This window comes from bacterium, from assembly GCA_035307765.1.
GTDB lineage: Bacteria > Sysuimicrobiota > Sysuimicrobiia > Sysuimicrobiales > Segetimicrobiaceae > Segetimicrobium.
This window is the reverse complement of record DATGHU010000044.1, coordinates 165798-191133: the sequence shown is the minus strand read 5'-3', so window position 1 is coordinate 191133 and position 25336 is coordinate 165798. Positions and strand designations below refer to the sequence as shown.

Annotated in this window: 23 protein-coding genes; 16 read left to right on the top strand and 7 right to left on the bottom strand. The window is 70.0% G+C overall.

All coding sequences use genetic code 11. From position 1 onward, the window contains the following. Positions 1-39 precede the first annotated feature (39 nt). From VKV57_15600 to VKV57_15590, 3 genes are read left to right on the top strand one after another with little or no spacing between them, the layout of a single operon-like run. The gene (locus VKV57_15600; GenBank protein HLW61328.1) at positions 40-1281 is read left to right on the top strand and encodes a CoA transferase; all 1242 of its coding nucleotides are present in this window, start codon (positions 40-42) and stop codon (positions 1279-1281) included. Positions 1282-1325: 44 nt separating this feature from the next. Next, positions 1326-2888: a UbiD family decarboxylase gene (locus VKV57_15595; protein HLW61327.1), complete on the top strand. Its 1563-nt coding sequence runs from the start codon at positions 1326-1328 to the stop codon at positions 2886-2888. A 1-nt stretch (position 2889) separates the two neighbouring features. Next, a complete protein-coding gene (locus VKV57_15590; protein ID HLW61326.1) occupies positions 2890-3588 on the top strand; it encodes a class II aldolase/adducin family protein in 699 nt (232 codons plus the stop codon). Between the two features lie 45 nt (positions 3589-3633). On the opposite strand, the gene VKV57_15585 is transcribed toward VKV57_15590, so the two are convergent. Then, positions 3634-4101: a pyridoxamine 5'-phosphate oxidase family protein gene (locus VKV57_15585; protein HLW61325.1), complete on the bottom strand. Its 468-nt coding sequence runs from the start codon at positions 4099-4101 to the stop codon at positions 3634-3636. Continuing rightward, positions 4098-4736, bottom strand: coding sequence for a DUF488 domain-containing protein (locus tag VKV57_15580; protein ID HLW61324.1), 639 nt, complete (start codon positions 4734-4736; stop codon positions 4098-4100). The genes VKV57_15585 and VKV57_15580 overlap by 4 nt, the downstream gene beginning before the upstream one ends. A 77-nt stretch (positions 4737-4813) precedes the next feature. Here VKV57_15580 and VKV57_15575 point away from each other — a divergent pair, with 77 nt between their 5' ends. Together VKV57_15575 and VKV57_15570 are read left to right on the top strand one after the other, a co-directional pair. Continuing rightward, a complete protein-coding gene (locus VKV57_15575; protein HLW61323.1) occupies positions 4814-6931 on the top strand; it encodes an LUD domain-containing protein in 2118 nt (705 codons plus the stop codon). Positions 6932-6993: 62 nt separating this feature from the next. Continuing rightward, positions 6994-7698, top strand: a complete 705-nt coding sequence (locus VKV57_15570) for a lactate utilization protein (protein HLW61322.1) — start codon at positions 6994-6996, stop codon at positions 7696-7698. 54 nt (positions 7699-7752) lie between these two features. Here the strand turns inward: VKV57_15570 and VKV57_15565 are convergent, their stop codons facing one another. After that, on the bottom strand, positions 7753-7911 hold the full coding sequence (locus VKV57_15565; GenBank protein HLW61321.1) for a hypothetical protein: 159 nt from the start codon (positions 7909-7911) through the stop codon (positions 7753-7755). A gap of 169 nt (positions 7912-8080) precedes the next feature. On the opposite strand from VKV57_15565, the gene VKV57_15560 reads away from it, so the two are divergent. From VKV57_15560 to VKV57_15535, 6 genes are read left to right on the top strand one after another with little or no spacing between them, the layout of a single operon-like run. Beyond that, positions 8081-9556 (top strand): FAD-linked oxidase C-terminal domain-containing protein, encoded by a 1476-nt coding sequence (locus VKV57_15560; GenBank protein HLW61320.1) that lies wholly within the window; start codon positions 8081-8083, stop codon positions 9554-9556. A 41-nt stretch (positions 9557-9597) separates the two neighbouring features. Continuing rightward, the gene (locus VKV57_15555) at positions 9598-10929 is read left to right on the top strand and encodes a heterodisulfide reductase-related iron-sulfur binding cluster (GenBank protein HLW61319.1); all 1332 of its coding nucleotides are present in this window, start codon (positions 9598-9600) and stop codon (positions 10927-10929) included. After that, complete coding sequence (locus VKV57_15550) at positions 10926-12251, top strand: FAD-binding oxidoreductase (protein ID HLW61318.1); 1326 nt, start codon at positions 10926-10928, stop codon at positions 12249-12251. Before VKV57_15555 ends, VKV57_15550 begins: the two co-directional genes overlap by 4 nt. Then, a complete protein-coding gene (locus VKV57_15545) occupies positions 12248-13765 on the top strand; it encodes an MDR family MFS transporter (GenBank protein ID HLW61317.1) in 1518 nt (505 codons plus the stop codon). The genes VKV57_15550 and VKV57_15545 overlap by 4 nt, the downstream gene beginning before the upstream one ends. Before the next feature lie 7 nt (positions 13766-13772). Next, positions 13773-15914, top strand: a complete 2142-nt coding sequence (locus VKV57_15540) for an alpha-amylase/4-alpha-glucanotransferase domain-containing protein (protein HLW61316.1) — start codon at positions 13773-13775, stop codon at positions 15912-15914. A gap of 21 nt (positions 15915-15935) precedes the next feature. Continuing rightward, positions 15936-16655, top strand: a complete 720-nt coding sequence (locus VKV57_15535) for a YoaK family protein (GenBank protein HLW61315.1) — start codon at positions 15936-15938, stop codon at positions 16653-16655. 13 nt (positions 16656-16668) lie between these two features. On the opposite strand, the gene VKV57_15530 is transcribed toward VKV57_15535, so the two are convergent. Then, positions 16669-17274 (bottom strand): hypothetical protein, encoded by a 606-nt coding sequence (locus tag VKV57_15530; GenBank protein HLW61314.1) that lies wholly within the window; start codon positions 17272-17274, stop codon positions 16669-16671. A gap of 160 nt (positions 17275-17434) precedes the next feature. Here VKV57_15530 and VKV57_15525 point away from each other — a divergent pair, with 160 nt between their 5' ends. The 5 genes from VKV57_15525 (at position 17435) to VKV57_15505 (ending at position 21068) form a co-directional block, all read left to right on the top strand. Further along, positions 17435-18742, top strand: coding sequence for an aspartate aminotransferase family protein (locus VKV57_15525; protein ID HLW61313.1), 1308 nt, complete (start codon positions 17435-17437; stop codon positions 18740-18742). Positions 18743-18853: 111 nt separating this feature from the next. Continuing rightward, positions 18854-19336 (top strand): tetratricopeptide repeat protein, encoded by a 483-nt coding sequence (locus tag VKV57_15520; GenBank protein HLW61312.1) that lies wholly within the window; start codon positions 18854-18856, stop codon positions 19334-19336. Further along, the gene (locus tag VKV57_15515) at positions 19329-19754 is read left to right on the top strand and encodes a DoxX family membrane protein (GenBank protein HLW61311.1); all 426 of its coding nucleotides are present in this window, start codon (positions 19329-19331) and stop codon (positions 19752-19754) included. Before VKV57_15520 ends, VKV57_15515 begins: the two co-directional genes overlap by 8 nt. Positions 19755-19847: 93 nt before the next feature. Continuing rightward, on the top strand, positions 19848-20201 hold the full coding sequence (locus VKV57_15510) for a metalloregulator ArsR/SmtB family transcription factor (GenBank protein ID HLW61310.1): 354 nt from the start codon (positions 19848-19850) through the stop codon (positions 20199-20201). Positions 20202-20231: 30 nt separating this feature from the next. Continuing rightward, positions 20232-21068 (top strand): arsenite methyltransferase, encoded by an 837-nt coding sequence (locus VKV57_15505; protein ID HLW61309.1) that lies wholly within the window; start codon positions 20232-20234, stop codon positions 21066-21068. Positions 21069-21077: 9 nt separating this feature from the next. Here VKV57_15505 and VKV57_15500 read toward each other — a convergent pair whose 3' ends face one another. Genes VKV57_15500 through VKV57_15490 form a run of 3 tightly spaced genes read right to left on the bottom strand, consistent with a single transcriptional unit; the run spans position 21078 to position 25264 of the window. Next, positions 21078-22289: a glycosyltransferase gene (locus VKV57_15500; GenBank protein HLW61308.1), complete on the bottom strand. Its 1212-nt coding sequence runs from the start codon at positions 22287-22289 to the stop codon at positions 21078-21080. Continuing rightward, entirely contained in the window at positions 22279-22959 is a 681-nt protein-coding gene (locus VKV57_15495; GenBank protein ID HLW61307.1) for a DUF5752 family protein, read from the bottom strand. Before VKV57_15495 ends, VKV57_15500 begins: the two co-directional genes overlap by 11 nt. Continuing rightward, positions 22952-25264 (bottom strand): bifunctional alpha,alpha-trehalose-phosphate synthase (UDP-forming)/trehalose-phosphatase, encoded by a 2313-nt coding sequence (locus VKV57_15490; protein ID HLW61306.1) that lies wholly within the window; start codon positions 25262-25264, stop codon positions 22952-22954. Before VKV57_15490 ends, VKV57_15495 begins: the two co-directional genes overlap by 8 nt. Between the last annotated feature and the right edge of the window lie 72 nt (positions 25265-25336).

Below are 25336 nucleotides of genomic sequence, written 5' to 3'. Positions count from 1 at the left end.
CCGGCCGTGGGCGTTTTTCCCGCGGGCGTGGGGCACCGCATGAGCCGGGAACCGTCCGCGCTGCCGGCGCATCCTCAAGCGCTTTCCGGGATCAAGATCGTGGAGTTCGCCGTGTTCGCGGCCGGCCCGATGGTCGGCAAGCACATGGGCGAGCACGGGGCCACGGTCGTCCGCGTCGAATCGCGGTCGCACCCCGACGGCTTCCGCGTCCACTACCCACCCTACAAAGACAACATCCCGGGGCTGAACCGAACCGGCTCGTTTGCGTTGTTCAACAACAACAAGCTCGGCATCACGTTGAACCTGAAGCACCCCGAGGGGGTGGCGCTCGGCCGGCGCCTCGCCGCCTGGGCCGACGTCCTGATCGATAACTTCGTGCCGGGGGTCATGGAGCGGAATGGGCTGGGATACGAGGCCGTACGTGAGATCAACCCATCGATCGTCTACCTGAGCTCGTGCAACATGGGCCAGACCGGCCCGAAGTCGAGCCAGCGGGGGTTCGGCTCGCAGCTGACGTCCCAAAGCGGGTTTACCTATCTGGCCGGCGAGCCCCACGGCGAGCCGATGCTGCTGTTCGGCCCCTACATCGATTTCATCGCGGTGGGCTTTGGGCTGATCGCGGTGATGGCGGCCCTAGACCATCGGCGACGCACCGGGTCGGGACAGCACATCGACCTTTCACAGTACGAGACGGGACTGCAGTTCGTTGCCCCCGCCCTGCTCGAGTACGAGGCCGCGGGCCGCGTCATGACCCGCCAGGGAAACCGCAGTCCGCACGCCGCGCCGCACGGCGCCTATCCCTGCCGCGGAGAGGACCGCTGGTGCGTCATCGCCGTGTGCAGCGAGGAGGAGTGGCGGGCGCTGTGCCGTGCGGCCGGCCACCCCGAATGGGGGGACGACCCGCGGTTCGCCACCCTCGCCGCGCGCAAGGCACACGAGGACGAGCTCGATGCGCTGATCGGCGGATGGACGCGCCAGTTCGGGCGGCACGAGGTCATGGAGCGGCTGCAGGCCGTTGGGGTCGGCGCCGGCATCGTCAGCCTGCTGTCCGACCTCTTCGCCGACCCCCAGCTGGCGCACCGCCGGGTCTGGCAGGAGCTCCCCCATCCCGAGTTGGAGAAGTTCCACTACGAGGCGCCCCCGTTCATCCTCTCCGAGACGCCGGCGGAGCTGAGCCGGAGCCCGCTCCTCGGCGAGCACAACGATCGGGTCTACGGCGAGATGCTGGGCCTCGCTCGTGCGGAGATTGAACGGCTGATCGAGGACGGCGTGATCGAGTAACGTGGGTGTGGCGAAATGACAAAACGGATCACGGGAGGACATCGATGGCAGCCCCGGTGAAGGTCGAGCGCGGCATCCAATCGCTTCGCGGCACGCTGGAGTGGCTCAGGCACGAAGGGCTGCTCTTGGAGACGGACGTACCGGTGGACCCGGACCTCGAGGTCACCGGCGTGCAGAAGCAGCTGGACGGGAGCTACCCGCTGTTGTTCAAGAACGTCAAAGGCTACCCCCACGCCCGGGCGGTCACCAATCTGTTCGCCAACATGGGCATCATCGACCGAATGTTTGGCTGGGAGACGCCGGTCGCACGGACGCGCAAGCTGGCCCACGCGCTGACCCATCCGCTGCCCCCCGTGGAAGTGCCGCAGGATCAGGCTCCCTGCCAGGAGGACGTCCTGACCGACCACCTCGAGGTCAACAACCACGTCGTCGCGATCCGGCACACGGAGCTCGAATCGGAGCGAACGATCGGCAGCGGCAACAGCGTCGTCGTCGGGCCCTACTTCCACGGGGGCAGCCACATCGGCTACAACCGCATGAACGCCCGCTGGGGAAACATCTGCACGTTCCAGTCGGCACCCGGCTCGCATATGTGGCAGGTCATCACCGAGCACTATCACGACGACACGCCCATCCCGCTGACGATGTGCTTCGGCCTCCCACCGGCGGCCACCCTCATCGCCGGGGGCGGCTTCGACTACGTGATCCTCCCCCGCGGCGGCGACGAGTTGGGCGCGGCCGGTGCGGTGCAGGGGTTCCCCATCCGGATCGTCAAGGCCCGGACGGTCGACGCCTGGGCGGTGGCCGACTGCGAACTGGTGCTGGAAGGCCACCTCCATCCGCGCGACAAGCGCTACGAAACGGCGGAGGCCGAGGCGGCCGATAAGCAGGGACGGTTCCCGTTCCATCCGGAATGGGCCGGCTACATGGGCAAGGCGTACCGCGCGCCGACGTTTCACGTCACCGGCATTACGATGCGCCGCCGCGCCACCAAGCCGATCTTCTACCTGCTCGGCGTCCACATGCTCGACTGTCACAATATCGATACCACCGTGCGCGAGTCGGCGATCTTCGAACTCTGCGAACGGCTCCAGCCCGGCATCGTCCAGGACGTGAACATCCCCTACCCGATGACCGATTGGGGCGGCTGCATCATCCAGGTCAAGAAGCGGCTCAAGACCGATGACGGCATGGTCCGCAACTTCCTCGTCGCGGCCATGGCGTGCAGTCAGGGGATGCGCCTCGCGATCGTCGTCGATGATGACGTCGATATCTACAACATGGACGAGATCATCTGGTGTCTGACCACCCGCGTGAACCCGCGGACGGACATCCTCAATCCGGTTCCCGGCGGCGCGGGGCAGACCTTCATCCCCGAGGAGCGCCTCACGGCGGGGGACCGGCAGTGGACGGCGATGAACACCCGCTTCGAGGGCGGCATGGGGATCGACGCCACCGTCCCATTTGGGTACGACAAGGATTTCCAGCGCCCGGTGTACCCGATCCAGCGGGTAGGGCTCGAGAAGTTCTTCAGCGCGGAGCAGATCGTCAAGGGGCAATCGCTCCTGCGCGGCTGGGCGGAGGTGCTGGCGCGGAGCGGCCGCTAGCGTGTCCGACGCCGGCGCCCTGAAATCCCTCCTCGCTTCCGCCATTCGCCTTCTGGTTGGCGAGGGGTTGATGGATTTCCACGGGCACATGAGCGCCCGTCTGCCGGGGACGGAGCGCGTGTTGATCAACGCCCGGCAGGCCGGCCGGAGCGCGGTCAGCGCGGCGGATATCGTCACCGTGGACCTCCAGGGACGGCCGCTCCCCGGCGAAGGCGACGCGCCGACCGAGGTCCCGATCCACACCCGCATCTACGCCGCGCGCCCGGACGTCCGGGCGGTCGCGCACCTGCACCCCCAATGGGCCACGGTCTTCTCCATCGCCGGACGGCCGCTCGTGCCCGTCTTCATCCTCGGTGCCGTCTTCCCCCGAGAGGGCCTGCCGGTGTACGACGACCCCGACCTGATCCGCACCCCCGAGCAGGCCGATGCGCTAGCGCGCACGCTGGGGTCGGGCCGCGCCGCCCTGCTGCGCGGGCACGGCGCTGTGGTCGTCGGCGAAGACGTCGAAACCTGCTTCACGACCTCGATCTGGATGGAGGAGAACGCCAAGAAACAGCTCTGGGCGTCGGTCCTGGGAACGCCCCGCGCGTTCACCGAGGAAGAGACCCGGCGGGTCGGCGCCAGCCTCTGGGAACGCCGGATCATGCAGAAGACGTGGGAATTCTTTGTCGCCAAGGGGCGGCGCGAGGGGCTCCTCTGAGGACGGAACCCGTAGCGGCGCCTCTCGGGCGCGAATGACCCCGGTCTACTTGTCGGGCGCGACTTCTTGGCGGTGGCCCAGCCCCTTGGCGTTGTCGATGAACAATACCCGGCTCGGCGTGAACCGATATACGCGGGCGGCGGCCAGCGCCCCCGCCAGGGCCGGCGGCGGGGTCCGCCAATCGCCGAGAAAAGGGTACTTGGCCACGTACAGGTCCATCGGGCGGACGGCCGCCGCCAGCGGCCCAACCGGTGCCGCACGCCCTTCCATCTGAACTCCCTGGATGGTCCGCCAGTCCCGATAATCTTCCTGGATGGTGACGGCCGCGCGGGGGGTGCGCTCAAGGTTCTGCGAGTGCCTCGTCTGCGGATCGGAGAGCCAGTAGAGATCGAAGCCGTCGCTGACGTAGAATAGCGCCGCGGCCCACGGCCCATCGGGTCCCTCCGTGGCCAAGGTCATGGTGGTGTGGCGCTCGACGTACGTCAAGACCTGCCGGCGGACCTCAAGCGTCATGGGCGTGCCGTTCTTTTTATAGAAGGAAGCGGCGCCCGCGCCGCCACCCCCCGGGATCCCCCGCGCGCCGGCCGGGCCCGTGACGGACGCGGGAGGGATCCGGGATGCCGCTCAGGGGGATCGCCCGGATAGACGACCCGCCCCCCCTCGACCCGCGCCCAGGGGGTCAGGGTGTGCCGGTGTGCCTTCGCGGGGCCCATGATGTGGAAGACCGTGTCGCCCCCGGCGGTGAGGGCATCGGCGACCAGCGACCGATGGCACCGCCACGGGACCGCTTCGGCGCACATCACCGCGGTCGCCCCGGCCTCCTCGGCCAGGGTGCGGAGCTCCTGCAACGCCGTCGAGTACTCCGGGGTCTGCATGTAGTCCGCGAATCCCCGGAAGCTGGCGTTCCTCCAGGCGGTGTTCGTGGAGTCGGGACGCGGCTTCCGGAGGCCGCCGAGCCCGGGGAGGTGCCGGTAGCGGATGCCGCGGCGCGGCAGGCGCCGGGCCAGCTCCTCCCGGTTGAACTGCGGGGTGTGGCGCGACCGAGGCACGGTGCGGATATCGACGAGCATCCGGACCCCAAAACTCCGCAGCGCTTCGACGAGATCGTCGAGGGTGCGCGTGGAATGTCCGATCGTGTACAGCTGCATCGCTGCGGAGGGATTTACCGGCCGCGGCAGGAATGTCCTCCCGTGACCCCCATCGCGACGACCGTCACCGGGCGACGGTGAAACTTCCCCCCCTCCGCCAGCGCATCGCCGCAGGCCTGGCGGACGATTCGGCCGACCGGGCGCGACGTCTGGTGTTCGACGGGCTCCGCCCGCGTCTCGCCGCCGCGCGACGCCGCTATCCCGACCTGCAGGATCGTGTTCGGGCCATTAAGATGGAAGCGCTCGACCACCTCGACGAGCTCGTCCGCCTCGCCACCGAGCAGCTCACGCGGAACGGCTGCACGGTCGTGGTCGCGCGCACCGCCGCCGAAGCGCGCGCACACATCCTCAAGGTGGTCGGGGGCGGGACGCTCGTCAAGTCCAAGAGCAACGCGGCGAAGGAGATCCACGCCGTCGAGGCGCTCGAGGCCCACGGCGTCGCGGTGGTCGAAACCGACCTCGGCGACCGGATCAATCAGCTCAACGGCACCTACGGTGGGCACATCATCGCCCCAGCGGTCCAGATCCCAAAAGAGCGGGTCCGCCAGCTGTTCAGCGATCTCGCGGGGGAGGTCCTCCCCGACGACCCCGAGGAGATCGTCAAGGTGGCGCGCGAGGATCTGCGTTCCGCGTTCGCGGCCGCCGGCTACGGGATGTCGGGCGGCAACGCGCTGGCCGCCGAAACCGGCACGGTGTGCGTGGTGGAGAACGAAGGGAACATTCGGATGCTCTCCTCCCTCCCCGCGGTCTACATCGCGATCGTGCCCATCACGAAAATCGTCCGCACGCTCGAGGATGCGCTGACGATCATCCAGGGCGCCAGCGTCTTCGGCGTGGCCCAGCGGATCGGGACCTACGCCTCGTGCATCTCCGGACCCGCCCCCGCCGACGGGTTTGGCCCCAAGGAGGTGCACATCATCCTGGTCGACAACGGCCGGCGGCACGCCATCGCCCAGGGGTTCGGCGAGGCCTTCGCCTGCATCAACTGCGGCAGCTGCCTTGATCACTGCCCGGTGTACGCGGTCATCGGGGACAAGTACGGGGTGACCACGCACATCGGCGGCATCGGCATGCTGCAGGCCAGCTTCACCGGCGGGCTCCCCCTCACGTCCGGCCAGGGCCTCTCCCTCTGCCTCAACTGCCGTGCCTGCGTCGACCCCTGCCCCGTCCGAATCGACACCCCGGGCATGCACGCCCGGCTGCGCGAGCACCTTCCCGCCTCGCGGCGGCTCCCGGCGATGGCCCGGGCCGTGCTGGCCCTCACGGGCCGGGTTGCGCTGATGCGCGCCAGCGGGAGGATCCTGTACGCGGCGGAGCGGTGGGGACTGCGGCGGGCGGCCGAGCGCGTCCTGCCCCCCCGCCTGCGGGCGATCGCCCCGCTTCTGCCGCCAATGCCAGCCCCGCGGGAAATGGCGCCGCCACCGGAAGTGATCGAGCCGATCGGTCCCCACACGCGGACGGTCGCATTCCTGAGCGGGTGCGTCATGAGCACGTGGCTCGCGCCGATCAACTGGGCCACCTTGCGGGTGCTGGCGCGATCGGGGTGTCGGATCCGCGTGCCGCGCCCCCAAGGCTGCTGCGGCGCGCTGCACCACCACATGGGGGAGGGAGGGCAGGCGCGGCAATTGGCGCGCCGCGTCATCGATGCGTTCGAGGGACTCGCCGACTGTGAGGCGATCCTCACGAACTCCGCCGGGTGCGGAGCGGCGATGAAGGAGTACGCGGAGCTGCTGCACGCCGACCCGGCCTATGCGGATCGAGCCCGCCGGTTCGCCGCGAGGGTCCGCGACGTGAGCGAGTTTCTGGCCGTGCGGGGATTCGCTTCCGCCGCCCGCATCCGCGAGCGGGTCGTGTACTTCGACCCCTGCCATCTGGGCATCGCCCAGGGGATCACCAAGGAGCCGCGGTGGCTCCTCAGCCGCATCCCCGGGCTCGAGGTGGTCGAGGCGACCCGGCGGGAGGCCTGCTGCGGCAGCGCCGGGATCTACACCTTGGTCCATCCCGAGGTCAGCGGCCGCCTGGCCGATCTCCTGGTCGAAGATCTGCTCGCTACGAACCCCGACCTGATCGTTACCAACAATCCGGGGTGTCTGCTGCAGGTGCGGTGGGGGCTGGCGCGGGCCGGCGCCGGCGATCATCCTCGTGCGGCCCATCTCATGGAGCTGCTCGACCGGGCCACGGCGAGCCCCCGATGATCCCCCCAGCGCGGGACGACCGACCCCCGACCGCCGCGCCCGGGGAGGCGAGGGGCGAGCAGATGGGGGAGCCCTCGGCCCCCGAGCACCTGGCCGCGCTCCGGCGGGTCAAGATGCGGGCTCGGGCGCGCGCGCACGGCGGCCTGCTCGACGAAGCGGTGGAGACGATGACCGGGCTCGGGTTCGAGGTCGGGCGATACGCCAGCGGGGACGACGTCGTCAACCGGGTGCGCGAAATCGTCCCCCGCGGCGCGGCCGTCGTCTACCAGCCGTGCGTGGTGGGCCGGGAACTGCAGCTCGATCAGGTCCTTCGGGCCGAGGGGCGTGCCGTCACCGTGCTGCCCTGGGACGGCCCGCCCACGCCACACGGAGCTTGGCGGGAACAGCTCCTGGCCGCGCAGTTTGGAATCACCGGTGCCCAGACCATCGTTGCGGACACCGGCAGCCTGGTCCTGGCCGAGGACCTCGGCTTTGGCCGCGCGGCCAGCAACGTGCCGCCCACGCACATCGCGCTGGTGACCGCGGACAGCGTGGTCGAGCAGCTCCTCGACGCCGCCGTGCTCGCCCGCGGGTACGCCGCGCTCCACCTCCACCGCCCCGTGCCTCGGTATCTCTCCTTGATCTCGGGTCCCAGCAAGACGGCGGATATCGGATTTACGCTGGTGCGTGGCATGCACGGACCCCGCGTCGCTCACGTGCTGATCTGGGACCGGGCCAAGGCCGAGGGGACCGACGACGACGCCCTCCGGGCGTGGGTCCTCCCGTAGGGCGAATATCGCGGTGGCGGTCCGGCGCGCGCTACCCGGGTGATCCGGGCGGTGCTACTGCGAGTACCACTCTTGGGTCGCTTTGTCGGTGCCCACCTTTGGGGACAGAAACCATCCCGAAACGATGGCGATCATGGCCATGAGCAGCCCGAGCATGAGCCGCTTGGCGAGGGATGCCCGCACCGCACGTGACGAGAACCGCATATCGATCATCGCCCTCCTCATTCGCTCACGGGCGATCCGTCACACCCGGCGCGTACGACCTTGCTACCGTCCCCTCGGACTCCGCCCCTTCCTCCGCTCGAATGAAACCTTCGCATCAACCGGGTCGGCGGGCATGCTCGATCGAGCGTAGGAAGAACTGTGCTATACTGAAGCCGCCGTGCAACTCGCCGATCTCCGCCACCGCATCGACGATCGACGCGCCCTGGTGCGCTCCCTGCAGGACGTGGTGGGCTCGGAGTGGGTGTTCACGCATCCCGCCGATCTGATCGCCTACGAGTACGACGGCTGCAGTTTCATGTCCGCTTTGCCCGATCTCGTTGTGTGCCCGACGTCCGCGGACCAGGTGGTCGGGATCGTCAAGACCGCGCGCCGCCACCGCGTGCCGATCGTCGCCCGCGGATCCGGGACGGGGCTGGCCGGCGGCGCGATCACCCCGATCGGCGGCCTCATCGTCTCGCTCGCCAAAATGAAGCGCATCCTGCACGTCGACCTCGACAACCGCTACGCGGTGGTCGAACCCGGCGTGATCAACGTCGACGTCACCAACGCCGTGGCGCCGCGCGGCTACTTCTACGCGCCCGACCCCAGCAGCCAATCGGCCTGCAGCCTGGGGGGGAACGTCGCGAACAACAGCGGCGGCGTGCACACGCTCGCCTTCGGCGTCACCACCAACCACGTGCTCGGCCTCGAGATGGTCCTGGTGGATGGATCGGTGGTCCAGCTCGGCGGGCGCGGTCCCGACGACCCCGGGCTGGACCTCACCGGGCTCGTCGTCGGGTCCGAGGGCACGCTGGGGGTCGTCACCAAAGTGACCGTGCGGCTGATGCGGCGCCGGGAAGGGCTGCTCACCATGCTCGGCATCTTCGCGACGATCGAGGAGGCCAGCCAGTCGGTCGCGGACATCATCGAGTCCGGGATCGGCCCCACATCGCTTGAGATGATCGATCAGCTCACCGTGGAAGCGGTCGAACCGGCGGTGCATGCCGGACTCCCGCTCGACGCCGGCGCGGTGCTCTTGATCGAGGTGGAGGGGGTCAGGGAAATCATCACGCCCTCGGCCCGGATCGTCGAGGCGCTCTGCCGGCAGAACGGCGCCCGCGAGGTCCGCACCGCCCGCTCGGAGGAGGAGCGTCACCTCTACTGGGCGGCCCGCAAGGGCGCGTTCGGGGCGATGGGAAGGCTGGCGCCGAACTACTACCTGCACGACGCGGTCGTCCCGCGGAGTCAGCTCCCGGCGATCATGCACCAGGTCATGGAAATCGCCCGGCGGCACGGGATCCGCGTCGCGAATGTCTTTCACGCCGGCGACGGCAACCTCCACCCCTTGATCCCCTACGACGCGTCGGTGGACGGGGAGATCGAGCGCGTGATGAAGGCCAGCGAAGAGATCCTGGCCGCGTGCGTCGCCGCCGGCGGTACGCTCAGCGGCGAGCACGGCATCGGGTTCGAGAAAAACAACTACATGCCCTGGATCTTCTCGGACGCGGACCTGGACGCCCAGCGGCGCCTCAAGCGCTCGTTCGACCCGGAGGAGCTGATGAACCCGTTCAAAGTGTTTCCCACGCCGGTCTCGTGCGCGGAACTGATGATCCGCCAGCCGCCGCGCCTGGCGGCCTCCGGGCTGTGGATCTAGCGGGACGCGCGCAGGACTGATGCGGTAGAGGAGAGCGTTCGATGGCGATGCACACCGCCGCAGCGGAGAAGCTCGCCGCCCAGCCCATCCCTCGGTTGGCGATTCCAGAGTTGGACAAGTGCATTCAGTGCGGCTTCTGCCTCCAACACTGCCCGACGTATCGAATCCTCTCCGTCGAGACCGAGTCGCCGCGCGGACGGATTCACCTCGTCGAGGCCGCCGCCCAAGGCCGCATCCCGATCGACCGCCGCTTCGAAGAGCACATGTACGTCTGCCTGGGCTGTCGTGCATGCGAAACGGTGTGCCCGTCGGGGGTGCGGTTCGGCACGATCATCGAAGCCGCCAGGGCGGAGATCGGACCCAGCGGGTCGCCGTTGGCGCGGCGCCTGACCCTCCTTGCCCTCCGCCATCTCATGCCCTACCCTGCCCGGCTGCGCCGGGGGGCGGCCCTGTTGCGGTTCTACCAGCGCAGCGGGCTCCGCGGCCTCGCCCGGGCGCTCCACCTCGTCCCTCGCCGTCTGGCCGAGATGGAAACCCTCCTTCCCCCGGTCCCGGACCGGTTCTTCGACCCCGCGCAGGAAGTGTTTCCGGCGATCGGCCCGCGGCGCGCGCGTGTCGGACTGCTGAGCGGCTGCGTGATGAGCGTGATGTTCGCCGACCTGAACGAGGCGACGGTGCGGGTGCTGCAGCGGAACGGGTGCGAGGTCGTGGTTCCCCGCGCGCAGACCTGCTGCGCCGCCCTCAACCTCCACAGCGGCGAGCGGGAGCGGGCCCGGGCGATGGCGCGCCAAAACATCGAAACCTTCCTCGCCGCCGGCGTCGATGCTGTGATCATCAACGCGGCCGGCTGCGGCAGCGCGAGCAAGGAGTACGACGTGCTGTTCCGCGACGACCCCACGTACGTCGAGCGGGCGGCGCGGTACAGCCGCCTCTGCCGGGACATCAGCGAGTTTCTGGCGGAGCTCGGCCTCGTGGGCACGCTCGGTGAGGTGCGCGCCCGGGTCACCTACCAGGACCCCTGCCATCTGGTGCACGGCCAGCACATCCGCCGCCAGCCGCGAGAGTTGCTCCGCCGCATCCCGGGCCTGGAGCTCGTGGAGATGGAGGGGTCCGACCGCTGCTGCGGGAGCGCGGGGATCTACAACCTCACCCAGCCGACGTTCTCTCGCCAGATCCTGGAGGAGAAAATCGCCGCGCTGAGCCAGACCGGCGCCGATGTCGTCGTCGCGCCGAACCCCGGGTGCATGCTCCAACTCGCCTCGGGAGCCCGCGCGCACGGCCTCTCGATCCACGTCCACCATCTCATCGACCTGCTCGACCGCTCGTACGCCGCCGCGGAAGGCGTCCCGGTGGGAGCACCCTCCCGGGCATGAGCGGGGCCCTCGCGGACCGGGCGCGCGAGATCGTGGGCCCGGACCACCTGGTCACCGACCCCGCCGCCCTCGCCCCCTATGCGGTGGATGGGGTCCGCCCCGCCGCCGCCGCCCGACCGGGGACCCCGGAGGAAACCGGAGCGATGCTTGCCGCCGCCGGCGAGCGCGGCGCGGGAGTCCTCCCCCGCGGCGGGGGGGCGCACCAGCACCTCGGCGGCGTGCCGACCCGGGCCGATCTCATCATCGACACCACCCGCCTGGCGGGGGTCACTGACTACGTACCGGCCGACTACGTGGTGACCGTGCGGGCGGGAACCCGCCTGAGGGATCTGCAGGCCGAGCTCGACGCGCACGCCCAGTGGCTGCCGCTCGATCCCCCAGGGGAGCGGACCGCCACCGTCGGCGGGCTCATCGCCGCCAACCGCAACGGGCCGCGGCGGCTCCTCTACGGGTCGATCCGCGACATGCTGATCGGGATCCGGGTCGCGCTGCCGACCGGCGAGGTGATCAAGGCCGGGGGAAAGGTCGTCAAGAACGTCGCCGGCTACGACTTGGTGAAATTGTTCATCGGCTCGTTTGGCGCGGCCGGGGTGATCACGGAGGCGACGTTCAAAATCTCGCCGCACCCTCGGGATGGCCAGACCGTCTTCGTCATCGTGCCCGGCCTTCGGGCGGCGTCCGACCTGACGACGGCGGTGATGCGATCGTACCTGCTGCCGTCCGCGCTCGAGGCGGTGAGCCCCGCCGCGCTCCGCCGGCTCGCGCCGGCCGCCGGGCTCGCCGCCCCTCCCGACGGCGCGTGGGGGGTGCTGCTGCTGGCCGAGGGGATGGCGGAGAGCCGCGCGCGGCACGTAAACGAGATGCGGACCCTGGTCGGCGCGGAGAGCCACCTGGAGGTTGTGGACGGGACGGCGCACGACGCGCTGTGGGGGGCGGTGGCGGAGTTCCCCTCCCCCGACGTCCACCCCGGTGGGGTCGTCGTGCGGGTGGGCGGCCCGATCGCGCGCTGGGCCGAGGTGGCGGCCGCACTGGAGGGGATCCCCGCGGCGGGCCCCGTGGAAGTCCTCGCCCACGCCGGCGTCGGGCTCCTCTACGCCGCCTGCGCCGCCCAGGACGGCCCCGCCCTCGTCGAATCGCTCGGGGCGGTCTCCGGCACGATCGGCGGCTACGCCGTCGTGGAGGCGGCGCCCGTGGCCCTCAAACCGCGGCTGCCGCTGTGGGGTCCCCCGCCGGGCGGGATCGAGCTGATGCGGAAGCTGCGCGGACAATACGACCCGCGCGGGATCATGATCCCGGGGCGGTTGGGGTGGGGGCTGTCGTGAACCGGCGGAGCGTCGTCACCGTCGCGGCGATGCTGGGGATGTTCCTCGCCGCCATCGACCAGACCGCGGTGGGCACGGCGATGCCGACCATCACGCGAGCCCTCGGCGGCCTCGCGCTGTACTCCTGGGTCTTCGCCGCGTACCAGCTGGCGTTCGTTACCACCACCCCGATCTTCGGCCGGCTCGCCGACCTCTACGGCCGGAAGCGAATTTACCTCACCGGCATCCTGTGGTTCATCGGGGCGTCGGTCCTCTGCGGGCTGTCCCACACCATGGGACAACTGGTCGTGTTCCGGCTGCTCCAGGGAATCGGCGGTGGGGCGGTGCTGCCGATTGCGCTCACGATCGTCGCCGACTTGTTCCCGGTGGAGCAGCGCCTCCGGATTCAGGGGATCTTCAGCGGCGTCTGGGGGTTCGCGGCGGTCGTCGGCCCGCTCCTCGGCGGCTTCCTGACCGACCACGCCAGCTGGCGGTGGATCTTCTTCCTCAACGTGCCCGCCGGCCTCGTCGCCACGATGATCATCACGATCTCGTTCGTCGACCCGGTGACGCGGCGGGAGGGCGGCATCGATTACCCCGGCATCGGCATCCTCACCGGCGCCGCGGTCGCGCTCCTGCTGCTCCTGCTCTGGGGGGGGCAGGCCTTTTCGTGGTGGTCGCCCCCGGCGGTGGGGCTGGCGGCGGTCTGCGCGGCGCTCGCGCTGCTCTTCGTCCGGATCGAACGGCGGGCGCGGCATCCGTTCCTTCCACTAACGCTGTTCGACGATCGCGTCGTCGCCGTGGGGTCGGTCGGCGGATTTCTGCTCGGCGCGAGTATGTTCAGCGCGGTGGTGTACATCCCGCTGTTCGTTCAGGGCGTGATCCAGACAAGCGCCACGACCGCCGGCGCGGTGCTGATCCCGTTCATGCTCTGCTGGACCTGCGGCAGCATCGCCGGAAGCCGGGTGGCGTTGCGGTGGGGGTACCGGCCGGTGATGGTGATCGGCATGACCCTCATGGTCACCGGGTTTACGCTCCTCGCCCGCCTCACCGCCGAGACCTCGGTCCAGCGGGTCTTCGTCCCGATGGTCGTCCTCGGCGTCGGCATGGGGCTCACGGCGACGATGTTCATGATCTCCATGCAGAACGCGGTGGCGCGCGAGTTGCGCGGGATCGCCACCTCGGTCAGCATCTTCTCCCGCAACATCGGGAGCGCGATCGGAATCAGCGCGCAAGGCGCGGTTCTGATCGGCGTGCTGACGCGGCGCGCCGAGGCCCTCGCCGGCACGGCGGGGCTGGGGATCCCGCGGATCACGGACCCGCAGGTGGCCCTCGACGCCAGCGTCCAGGCGCATCTCACCGCCGGGGGCCACGAGTCGTTCCGCCAGGCGCTGGCGCAGGGGATCCACAGCATCTTCCTCGTCGGGCTGGGGCTGGTCGCGGCCGGCCTCCTGCTGGTGGTCGTGTACATGCCGGCGGGGAGCGTGCTCGCACTCAGTCCCGCCGGTGCAGGCGGAGGCGGAGAGGCGGACTGACCGCGTCATGCATCCGGTCGTTCTGTCGCTCGCGATCCACAACCACCAGCCGGTCGGCAACTTCGATTACGTCTTCGCCGACGCCGCGGACCGCGCGTACGCGCCGATGATCGCGGCGCTCGAACGTCACCCCACGATCCGCCTGGCCCTCCACTACTCCGGCCCCCTCCTCGACTGGCTGCGGCCGCACCGCCCAGAGCTCCTCGACCGGATTCACGGGCTGGCGGGGCGCGGGCAGGTGGAGGTCATGACGGGCGGGTACTACGAACCGATCCTCGCCATCATTCCGGACGCGGACAAGCGCGGCCAAATTGAGAAGCTCACGCGCGAGATCGCCGCGGAGTTTGGGACCGCGGCCGATGGCCTCTGGCTGGCCGAGCGGGTGTGGGAACCGCACCTGGCCCGGCCGCTCGGCGAGGCGGGGGTCCGGTACACGATCGTGGACGACACACATTTTCACGCCGTCGGCCTCGACGAGCCCCAGTTGCTGGGGTACTACATGACCGAAGAGGCCGGCGTCCCGCTCGCCATCTTCCCGAGCTTGAAGCGCCTTCGATACCTCGTCCCGTGGGCGCCGGTCGAAGACGTCATCGCCTACCTCCGAACGCTTGCCGACAGTGATGTCCGCACCGACGGCCGCTCGGCCGCGCTCGATCTCGCGGTGATGGGGGACGACGGCGAGAAATTCGGCCTCTGGCCGGGGACCTACGCGCACTGTTGGGAGCACGGCTGGATCGACCGGTTCTTCGCGGCGCTCGAGGCGACGCCGTGGATCGAGGTCGTCCCTCCCGGCGAGTACCGTCGGTCGCGCGAGCCCGCGGGGCGGATCTACCTTCCCGCCGCCACCTACGATGAGATGGCGGAGTGGGCGCTGCCCGCGGATCGAGCCGAGCGTCTGTCGCACCTCAAGCGCCAGCTCGAAGGCAGCCCGTGGGCGGAGGTGCTCCCGTTCATCCGCGGGGGGTTCTGGCGGCACTTCCTCGTGAAATACGCGGAGGTCAATACGCTGCACCACCTCGCGCTCCGAGCCGGGGAAAAGGTCGCCGCGATGCCGCCCGGCGACGCCCGGGCCCGGGCGCTCGAGGACCTCTGGGCGGGGGAGTGCAACTGCCCGTACTGGCACGGGGTCTTCGGGGGGGTCTACCTCCCGCACATCCGCGGCGCCGCCTTCAGTCATCTCGTCGCCGCCGAAGCTGCGGCGGAGGCGGCCCGACATCCCGGGGCGCATGCGATCGGCGATGCCGCCGACCTGAACGGGGACGGCCGGACCGAAGTGCGGCTGGCGACCGACGTGCTGGTGCTGACCGTCGATCCGGGGCGCGGCGGGAGCGTGGTGGAGTGGGACTACCGGCCCGCACCCCGCCATCTTGGGAACGTACTCACCCGCCGCCGCGAGCGCTACCACGCGGACCTCCTCCGCGCGGTCGAAACCGGCGCCGCGCAGGCGGTGACGGGGGAACCCGAAACGATTCACACCGCGGCGGTGCGGGTCAAGGAGCCGGGCCTGGAACGATTCCTGATCTACGATCGCACCCGCCGCCCGAGCCTGCGGATGCGCCTGGTCCCGGAAGGGACCACGCCGGAGCAGTGCTGGCGCGGTGAGGAGGATGACCTGGCAGACCTCGCCGATGGGGCCTACACCTGGGACCTCGACCTCACGGACGCGCGCGCCTCCGTCCGCCTGCACCGGGAGGGGGGCACGGCCGGGGGACGGGTCGTGGTGGACCGCACGGTCGAGGCGCAGCCGGGCCTGCACGGGCTGCTCCACACCACGCGGCTGCGGTGGGAGGGCCCGGCCCCCCTGCGCGCGGTGGCGATTGAGGAATGGGGGATCGGGGTGTTCGGGGGGCCGGACGACGTGTGGGTCGAGGCGGCCGGGGTGCGGTCCTCCCTGCACGACCTCGGCACGCTCCCACCGACCGCGCGGGTGACGGTGGAAGAGGCGTGGTCGGGGCTGAGGCTCGGCTTCGACCTCGGCGGGCCCGCGGCGATCTGGACGCTTCCGCTGTTCACGATCTCAAACTCCGAGGGCGGGTACGAGCGGAACTTTCAGGGCGCCGTGCTGCTGATCTGTCGATCGGTCGAGCTGCCGCCGGGCGGCGATACGGCGCACGCGACCCGGTGCACGATCGCGGTCGCGCCGCGGTAGGCGCACGCCCGGAGGATCGCCGTGCGCATCGACGGCACCCCGCCCGCAGTCCCCCGGCGCCGTCTGGCGCTGCTCCTCGGCGGGTCGGCCGGCTACCTCGACGCGATCAGCTATCTCGCCCTCGGCATCTTCACCGCCAACATGACCGGCAACACCGTCCTCCTCGGGATCGCCATCGGGCAGGGTCACTGGCTGGGGGTGGCGCGCGCGCTGCTCGCCATCGCCGCGTTCGTGGCCGGAGCGGCCGGGGGTTCGCTGCTCCTGCACGGGCGGCGGCGGTTGGGGAGCGTGTTCGGTGTGGAGGGCGCCTGCCTGCTCCTGGGGCTGGCCGTGTGGGTCCCCCTCCGGCACCCCCATCCCGGGAGCGTCATCCCCGTCCCCACCGCCCTTCCGTTGATCGCGCTGCTCAGCGCGGCGATGGGCGCGCAGAGCGCTGCGGTACGCCGGGTGGGTGAGCAGCGGATCTCTACGACCTACGTCACCGGAACGCTGACCAGCCTGGCCGTGGACACGGTCTCGGAGATCCTGGCCCGGCGCGAACGCCGGTCTCGGCTCGCCCCGGAGGCCCCCCGCCCGACCGCGAGGGCGTTGCCGCTGCTCACCGGGGTCTGGGCGGCCTACGTCGCGGGGGCGCTGGTCGGCGGGTTTTCGCAGCAGCGCTGGGGGTTTTGGTCGGTCGTCCTGCCGGTGGTCGTCCTCGCCGGTGCGGCGGCGTGGGATCTACCGCGCTCGGCCCCGTGAGCCCCGCAGGCCGCTAGCAGGGCGGATCGGCGATCGTGATTGCCGCCCCGTAATCCATGTAGTCGATCGTGGTGCCCCCTCCGCCGGCCGGTCGGGTTTCGATCCGGCGCGGCAACCCGGTCCCGGTGGCGACGTAGAGCTTCTCCTGGAGTTGCTGCCCTTTGGTGTCGATGGTCATCAAGTAGGTCTGCGTGGGGGTGCCTTCCACCGTCTCGACCCCGCCCTTGGTGACGGCGATCCTGGCGTCGCTCCCGCCGCCCATCATCTCGCGCGGATTGGCGAAGGGCGGCGACCCCGGCAGCTTCTGGCATTTGCCTTGCATCCGCATCCATGAGTTGTGGCCGACGATGAACATCTCCGAGGATGTGGTCCCCGCCAAGAGCATATGGAATCGGTCGGGGGCCACAAATTCCATCGTCTGCGTCTGGCCTCCCGCCAACGCGATGCGCGCCCGCCAGCTCGGCGCCGCGGCGAATTTCTGAAACGCCGCCTGAACCTCGGCGACGGCCTGAGGGTCGCCTTGGAGCGCGGGAGCGGCGAAGCCGGGAACGGCGCCCGTCCCCGCCGCGAGGAAGACCACTCCTGCGATGACCAGCAGCCCGCGACATCTCGCGCGCATCCCGTCCCCCCTCCGCCTGGGTGATCGACGTCCTGACACCCAATCATACTCTCTGGCGATGGCAAATCACACTCGGCGCGCGGGCCGGCCCGAGGCGCGTGACGGCTTGAGGCCCCCCGGGTATGATAGGGGCGATGACGACACATCACGGAGCGTCCTGATGGGGGAGAGCCGCACATCCGCGGAGTACCTGCAGCGCGCCCGCCGGGTGCTGTCGGGAGGCGTGAACAGCAACATCCGCCTCGCGGAGCGCCCCACCCCGCTCTTTTTCATCCGCGGCCGGGGGGCGACGCTGGAAGATGTCGACGGGCGGTCGTATATCGACTACGTCTGCGGGATGGGACCGATCATCCTCGGCCACGCCGACCCCCGGGTCACGCAGGCGATCACCGCGGTCCTCGATCAGGGGCTGGTCTTTGGGGGGTCGCACCCGCTGGAGATCGAAGTGGCGGAGCGCATCGCCGCGGCCGTCCCGTCCGTGGAGGTCATGCGGTTCTGCTCCTCGGGCTCCGAGGCGGTTCACGCCGCGCTGCGCATCGCCCGGGCCGCCACCGGGCGGCGGACGGTCGCCCGGTTCGAGGGGCACTATCACGGCTGGCTGGACACGATCTATATCGGAGAGCAGCCCCACGAGCCGCCGGCGGCGCCGGCCGTCCCGGGGACCCGGGGGCAGCCCGCCTCCGCGCTCGCGGACGTCGCCGTCCTCCCCTGGAACGACCCCGAGGCGCTCGCGGGGGCCGCCCAGCGGTACCGCGGGCAGATCGCCGCGGTGATCCTCGAGCCGATCCTGTGCAATACGGGGGTGATCCCGCCGAAGCCGGGCTACGTCGAGGCGATCCGTGCGTGGTGCGACCGCGAAGGCGCGGTGCTGATCTTCGACGAGGTGATCACCGGATTTCGGGTCGCCCTCGGCGGGGCGCAGTCACTGCTCGGGGTCCGGCCCGATCTCACGGTCCTCGGCAAGGCGGTGGCGAACGGGTTCCCGCTGAGCGTGGTCGGCGGGCGTCGAGATCTCATGGAACAAGTCGGCACCGGCGCGGTGCTGCACGGTGGGACGTACAACGGCAACCTCCCGGCGATGGCCGCGGCGCGCGCCACGCTCCAGGTCCTCGCCGCCGACGGGGGCGCCGTGTACGAGCAGATCACCGGAACCGGGCACGCGTTGATGGCGGGGCTCCGGCAGGCGGGAGCGGCGGCCGGGGTGCCGGTCCTCGTTCAGGGGATGGGGTCCGTCTTCCACGTGTGGATGAGCGACCGGCCCTCGATCGACGAGCCGCGTGCGGCGCGCAGCGAGGGGGCTTCGAAGTACGCCCGCTTCGCCGAGGCGATGGTACGCCGGGGGGTGCGCCCCATCCCCGGGGGCCGATGGTACCTCTGCGCCGCCCATTCCACCGCGCACGTCGCGCGGACGGTGGAGGCCGCCGCCGAGGCGCTGGCCGAGGTGTGCGCCGATGCGGGCCACTTGTGATCGACCCGTGATCGGCTTGTGACAGTCTTCGGGCACAGTGGGAGGGTCACCGGCGATCGACCGCCGCCTGGCGAACCCGAACACCCGTGAGGTGCAATAGTGAGAGCAGCGATGCACGCGCTCGCAGGCAGTTTGCTCGTCGTCTCTCTGGCGGCGGGAGGGGTATCGGCGCACGACGCCGGCGGCCCCGGCACATCGTCGAACCAGGCCACCCAGGTCAACCCCCAGGCGAAGGCCCTCTTCGATCAGGGGGAGGGCTACTCGAAGGAGCAGAAGTGGGACCTGGCCATTGCCGCCTACCAGCAGGCTGTGGGCATCGACCCGAAGTACGTCGAGGCGTGGACCAACCTGGCGCACGCCTATCGCAAGACCACGCAGTACAGCAAAGCCCTCGTCGCTTACCAACAGGCTGTCGGCCTGAAGCCGGATTTCCCGAACGCGCACGAGTACCTGGCGCGGACCTACTTGGCGGTGGGCAACAAAGATGCCGCGATGCGCGAGTATGAGATCGTGAAGCGCCTGGATTCCAAGATGGCGGCGGATCTGCTCAAGGCGATCCAGGCGAACGATCCCGATTTGGGGGACAGTGACTGAGCCCCACCCGGCGCGTCTGAGCTCCGGAAGCGCGGCCAGGATCGACCTCGCACTGCTCCTGCTGCGGGTGATCCTGGCCGCGGTCTTTGGCGCCTACGGATACGCGAAATGGGCCGGCGGCATGGGCCGGTTCGAGGCGATCCTGATGACCGCGCACCTGCCGTTCCCCGGCGTGACCGGGCGCGCCGTCGCCACGCTCGAGTCCGGGGGAGCCATCCTGCTCCTCCTGGGACTGGGCACCCGGCTGGTCGGCGTGCTGCTCGTGGTGGAGATGACGACCGCCATCGCCAAGGTGGTCTGGCCGCTGGGGTTTGTCGGCGGATTCGCGCTCGAGCTCACGCTGCTCACCGTCGCCCTCGCGCTCGCCCTCGCCGGCGGCGGGCGGTTCTCCGTCGGGCGCGATTCCCTCTCCCGATAATTTCGGCGCCGCGCTCAGAGCGCGGCTTGACATATTTCTTATTTCCGCTATTATGGAAATATGGACCGGCGACCGCGCGGGGACCCTCAGGCGATGCCGCGGCAACCCGACCCCGGGGATCTCATCCGCTATGCCGACATGTTCGCCGCGATGGGGACGGAAGCGCGGCTGCGCATCATGCGGCTGCTGTTGTCGGCCCACCCCGGCGGCTTGGTGGTCGGGGAGATCCAGGCTGCGCTGGATATCCCGAACTCCACACTCTCCCATCACCTGGAGAAACTCCGCCATGAGCAGTTGGTCACCGTCCGGCGCGAGGGCACCTACCTGTGGTACGCCGCGCACACCGGCTCGCTACGTGAGCTGTTGGGGTTCCTCTACGCGGAGTGTTGCACCCGGAACCAAGCCGTCAATCCCCGCCCCGTCGCGTGGGTGGGGACGCCGGTGTGACGGGACTAGGCCCTGGGGGAGGCAAGATCGATGGAGCTCAAGGACGCGATCCGGGACAAATACGCGCGGGCGGCGATCCGCGTCGCCGGCGGTGGGGGCGGGTGCTGCGCGAGCGCCTGCTGCGGGCCCTCCGGCGCCGGCGATCCCGTGACGGCGAACCTGTATGATCAGGAACAGGTCGCCGAGGTGCCGCCGGAAGCCCTTCGGGCCTCCCTGGGATGCGGGAACCCCACGGCGCTGGCCCACCTGCACCCGGGAGAAACGGTGCTCGATTTGGGATCGGGGGGTGGGATTGACGTCCTCCTCTCCGCCAAACGCGTCGGGCCCACCGGAAAGGCCTACGGGCTTGACATAACCGAGGAAATGCTGGCCCTGGCGCGGGCCAATCAGCACCGGGCGGGAGTTCGCAACGCCGAATTCCTGATGGGCGAGATCGAGCGCATCCCCCTGCCCGATGACTCGGTCGATGTCATCATCTCGAACTGCGTGATCAATCTCTCCGGCGAGAAGGACCGGGTCTTTGCCGAAGCTTTCCGCGTCCTCAGGCCCGGCGGGCGCCTCGCCGTGTCGGACGTCGTGATCCAGGGGGAGATGCCGGACGACCTCCGGCGCAGCATGGAACTGTGGGTGGGCTGCGTCGCGGGGGCGCTGGAGGTGCGCGAGTACGCCGAAAAGCTGGGGCGGGCGGGGTTTGAGGCGATTGGCGTGGAGCCCACCCGCGTCTACCGCGTGGACGACGCGCGCGAATTCCTTTCCGGCTGCGGGGTTGATGTCGAAGCCCATGCACCGCGCATCGACGGCCGGGTGATGAGCGCGTTCATTCGGGCGCGCAAGCCCGCGGCGCGGCAGGATCGCCCGCGGCGCTAGCGGCGGGCCTCACGCCGCCCGGGTGCGCAGCGCCAGGAGCGCCAGAAGATCGGCGAGGTGGCGGGTGATCAGGAAGTTTCGCCGGACGTACTCGCGCGCGTTCTCTCCCATCCGCATGGCCACCTGCGGATTGTTCAGCAGGTAGCGCACCCGGAACGCGGCACCCTCCGGAGAGTTCACCGTGTATCCCGTCGTCCCGAAGACGATCTGCACGGTGATCCCCCCGGCAAATCCGCCGATCACCGGCTTCCCCTTCCACATCGCCTCCGCGACGGTCAGCCCGAACCCCTCGCGAGTGGACTTTTGGAGCACAATCGTGGCGGCGCGCTGGAGCGCGTTGATCTCGACGTTGGCGTTATCCGGCAGGACGAGGACGTGGACATCCGGATCGCCGGCCGCCGTCGCTTGGACCTCCGCGAGAACCTTGGGGCCTTCGGGATCGTCGACCGCACCACCGCCCGCCAACACCAGTCGGCAGTCGTCGTGCTTCTTCACCAACCGGTAGGCCTGAACGACCCCCACCGGGTCTTTGAACCGGTCGAACCGGGACACCTGGAGCAGGATCGGCTTGTCCTGGGGGATCCCCAACCGGGCCAGCACGGCCTGGACCTCTTCCGCGGGGAGGTCTCGATTCTTGTCGCTGAGCGGATCGATGCTCGGGTAGATCAGATACTGCGGGATCCCTAGGCGCTGGGCGAACCGGGGCAGCGAGAACACCGCGGCGTCGTACCGGGAGATGAGGGGGCGAAAGAAGGCCCAGACGCGCCGCTGCGGGTGCGAGGCGTCGATGTGGCACCGCCACACCCACGCGCCCCGCCCCCGGCGTTCGATCAGCGCCGCCGGCTGAGGATCGTGGATCAGGATGAGATCGCCGTCCAGGTCAAGCCGCGCAGCGTTTCGCCGGTTCGCCTCCAGGTAGTGCTCGAGCATCTCCGCGGAGATCGCCTGCTCGTCCCCCTGGAAGGCGTTGTGGAAGCTCTTCGTGATGCGGAAGAACTCCTCGTCGCCCTGGAGGACTTCCCACCGGGTCTCCACCCCCAGCTGGTTCAGGAGCGGGAGGAGGCGGTGGAGCATCTCGGCCACCCCGCCGCCGTATCGGGTCGAATTGACGTGCACGAATTGCTTGCCCCGCACCCGCTCGCCGAACCGGTACAGCGCGTCGACCGAGCCCGGGGGAGCGACGTCCCGGTACCGGTCGAGGGAGTTCCCGTCAGTCGCCATGGGGACCTTTCACCTCGAGCCGGCCCGCCAGGGCAGCGTCGCAGAGCGTGAGCAGGCGGGCGCGCAATCCCTCGAGATCCGATGTGTAGGGATGGAGCCGCCGGACCTCTTCCGCCAGTCCCGCCTCTCCCTGCATCTCCAGCCAGGCCCCGAACGTCGGCAGGCGGCGGCGGGGGGCCTCAAACAGATGGAAGTAGACGACGGACACCTCGGCCCGAGCCAGGCCGTCGCGGAACTCCCGCAGCGTACGCGCCTCGAGCCCCGTAGGGAATTCGGCGAGCGTCGTGATCATGAAGTAGAACGGCTCCCCGTACACCACCCGCGGCACCACCGGGGTGTGCGTGAGGTGGTCGTCGACGATCGTGATGAGCGTGGAGCGAAGCGCCTCGAGATCCTGGAAGTCGAACGGGTCCACGATCGCGAGCCGCTCTCCCAGCACGCGGTCGCGGACCTGGATCGCCGCCCACGTCGCAAAGTCGTTGGGGTACGCCCCGGCCAGATAATGGTGGCGCAGAAAGTACGCGTGGGTGTGATGGTGGATGCTCTCGATCGGGACCTCGTCCAGGTGTTGGAGGAGCTCCAGTTCGTCCCGCGCCACCCGGCCGAGCATCTGTTGGAGCCCGTGGCAGGACGTAAATCGGAAGGCCGCGTTCGCGGCGCGCTTACCCACCCGCGCCGCCCGCGGCCGCCCCGGCCGGGACCGACAACGCGGCCCGCCTGGCGTCGATCGTCTCGATGAACCGGTACACCTCGTCGATGTTCCGCACGGCGTAGCGCGCCGCGGTCGGGTGGGCGTTCGGCCCGACCTTCACCGTCACGGCGGGGGCGGCCAGGGCTTCGAAGGCGTCCTCGTCGGTCCGGTCGTCCCCGAGGTACACCACCGACGCGGTTGCCGCCCAGTCGTCCCCGAGCGCTCGGGTGAGCACCCACCGCACCGCGGCGCCCTTGTCCCAGGAGATGTCCGGCCGCAGTTCGAGCACGTGCTTCCCCTGCCGAACCCCGAGCGTCCGCGGGGAAAGCTGGGCCAGCTCTTCGAGCACGGCCATCCGGACCTGCTCCACATGACGGTGGGGACTTCGCCGGTAATGAACGCTGGCGGTCAGGCCTTTGTCTTCGACCCAGACACCGGGCACTCCGCGCAGGCGGGCGCGCAGGCGCACACAGCACGGCCCGATTGCCCCGCGTGCCTCCTCGGCCTTGGGCACCGTCCAGGTCCATCCCGGCCCGGCGATCTCCAGCCCGTGATTCCCCCCGTAGACGATCCCGTCGATGCCGGCGCGGAGCCGGATGTCGTCGAGCGCGCGTCCGCTGATGATGGCGACGAACGTGTCCGGGGCACGGGCAATTCGGGCGAGCGCCGCCTGGATCCGCGGCGGGATCCGCACGGAGTCGGGATCATCGGCAAACCCGGTCAGGGTACCGTCGAAGTCCATGAGCAGGGCCAGCGGGCGCCCCCTCCCCACGGTGGGATCGATCCGGCCGGCGGCGTCGAACAGCTGCCGGGTCGCGGATCGGGCCCCGAGCAGGTGGGCGGCCGCCTCGAGGTGCTGGTCCACCCAGTGGGTGATGTCGTGTTCGGCAACGTCGGTCCGGAGGCGGTCCAGCCGCCGCCGCCGCTCCAGGACCGGCATCTCAATCGCCCGCGCCAGCGCGTCCGCGCAGCCCTCCACGTCATACGGGTTGATGGGGATCGCCCACGACAGCTCGTCGCGGGCGCCCGCCAGCTCGCTGAGCGCGAGCACGCCGCGGCGGTCGACCTGGCAGGCGACAAATTCCTTGGCGACGAGATTCATCCCATCCTGCAGGGAACTAACGACGCAGAGATCCGCCATCCGATAGAGGGCGGCCATCCCCGCGGGCGGCAGGGGCTGCGGCAGGGAGATCACCGGCTGCCACCCCTCCACCGCATACGCCGCGTTCAGGTGCGCGATCGCCTCCTCGACTTGGCTCTCAAGGTCCCGGTACGCCTTGATCCGGGTCCGGCTGGGAGCCGTCTTCTGAATGAAGACCACCCGGGTCCGGTACTCCGGCCGCCGCTTGAAGAACAGGTCGATCGCCTTGAGCCGCTCGGGGATCCCCTTCGTGTAGTCGAGGCGGTCGACGCTCACCGCCACGGTCCGCCCCTCGAGCGCGAACCGCCGGCGCAACCGAGCCATCCACCGCTCACACGACCGGGACCTCGCCAGCTGGTCCAAGGCCGCGGCATCCACGCTGATCGGGAAGGCCTCGACGTGGGTCACCCGGCCCTTGTACTCGACGATGCCGTCTTCGACCCGAGCGCCGATCTCGCGCTCCGCGCACTCCAGGAAGTGCTCCACATGGCGGGGATGCTGAAAGCCGATCAAGTCGTTGGCCAGCAGCCCGTCGAGCAGTTCGGCGCCCTGTGGGCAGATCCGAAAAACGTCCCAGGCGGGCCAGGGGATGTGCCAGAAATGCATGAGGAACAGATCGGGGCGGGTGCGGCGGAGCTCACGGGGACAGAGCGCCAGGTGGTAATCGTGGATCCACACGAGGGCCTCCCGGCCGGCCTCCTCCCGAACCGCCGCGGCGAACCGGGCGTTCACGCTCTGATACGCCGCCCAATAGCGGGCCCGAAACCGAGCCTGGCTCATGGCCATGTGGCAGAGCGGCCACAGGGCTTGGTTCGCATACCCGTAGTAGTATCCCTCGACCTCGGGATGCGGCAGGGCGATGCGCTTCAGCGTGTAGCGAGGGGCCTCGGGGGGAACCGGAACCCTCCCCCCCGCGGCGACGTCGTCGAAGTCCGCGTCCCCATCCCCCCAGGCGATCCAAGTCCCGGAGAGATCCTGCATCACCGGATCGAGAGCCGCGGTGAGCCCGCCCACCGGGCGCTCGACCTTCGCCGCGCCCCCGCTGCGGCGGTGCGTGTACGGCTCCCGGTTGCTGACGACGATCAACGGGCGGTCGGCCAGGACCCCGCGCAGGCGATTCGGAAGCCCACCATGCCCATGCACCGATCATCACCCCCCCCGGAGTCGTCCTGAGTGATCGCGCGAGGGAGAAATACAAATCGCCCGGAGACGGGG

Bases quoted from the DNA above. Each gene is read 5' to 3' on its own strand.
- VKV57_15600 (HLW61328.1), top strand. From the start codon at position 40: ATGAGCCGGGAACCGTCCGCGCTGCCGGCGCATCCTCAAGCGCTTTCC.
- VKV57_15595 (HLW61327.1), top strand. From the start codon at position 1,326: ATGGCAGCCCCGGTGAAGGTCGAGCGCGGCATCCAATCGCTTCGCGGC.
- VKV57_15585 (HLW61325.1), bottom strand. From the start codon at position 4,101: ATGACGCTTGAGGTCCGCCGGCAGGTCTTGACGTACGTCGAGCGCCAC.
- VKV57_15580 (HLW61324.1), bottom strand. From the start codon at position 4,736: ATGCAGCTGTACACGATCGGACATTCCACGCGCACCCTCGACGATCTC.
- VKV57_15570 (HLW61322.1), top strand. From the start codon at position 6,994: ATGGGGGAGCCCTCGGCCCCCGAGCACCTGGCCGCGCTCCGGCGGGTC.
- VKV57_15565 (HLW61321.1), bottom strand. From the start codon at position 7,911: ATGATCGATATGCGGTTCTCGTCACGTGCGGTGCGGGCATCCCTCGCC.
- VKV57_15555 (HLW61319.1), top strand. From the start codon at position 9,598: ATGGCGATGCACACCGCCGCAGCGGAGAAGCTCGCCGCCCAGCCCATC.
- VKV57_15550 (HLW61318.1), top strand. From the start codon at position 10,926: ATGAGCGGGGCCCTCGCGGACCGGGCGCGCGAGATCGTGGGCCCGGAC.
- VKV57_15540 (HLW61316.1), top strand. From the start codon at position 13,773: ATGCATCCGGTCGTTCTGTCGCTCGCGATCCACAACCACCAGCCGGTC.
- VKV57_15530 (HLW61314.1), bottom strand. From the start codon at position 17,274: ATGCGCGCGAGATGTCGCGGGCTGCTGGTCATCGCAGGAGTGGTCTTC.
- VKV57_15525 (HLW61313.1), top strand. From the start codon at position 17,435: ATGGGGGAGAGCCGCACATCCGCGGAGTACCTGCAGCGCGCCCGCCGG.
- VKV57_15520 (HLW61312.1), top strand. From the start codon at position 18,854: ATGCACGCGCTCGCAGGCAGTTTGCTCGTCGTCTCTCTGGCGGCGGGA.
- VKV57_15510 (HLW61310.1), top strand. From the start codon at position 19,848: ATGCCGCGGCAACCCGACCCCGGGGATCTCATCCGCTATGCCGACATG.
- VKV57_15505 (HLW61309.1), top strand. From the start codon at position 20,232: ATGGAGCTCAAGGACGCGATCCGGGACAAATACGCGCGGGCGGCGATC.
- VKV57_15500 (HLW61308.1), bottom strand. From the start codon at position 22,289: ATGGCGACTGACGGGAACTCCCTCGACCGGTACCGGGACGTCGCTCCC.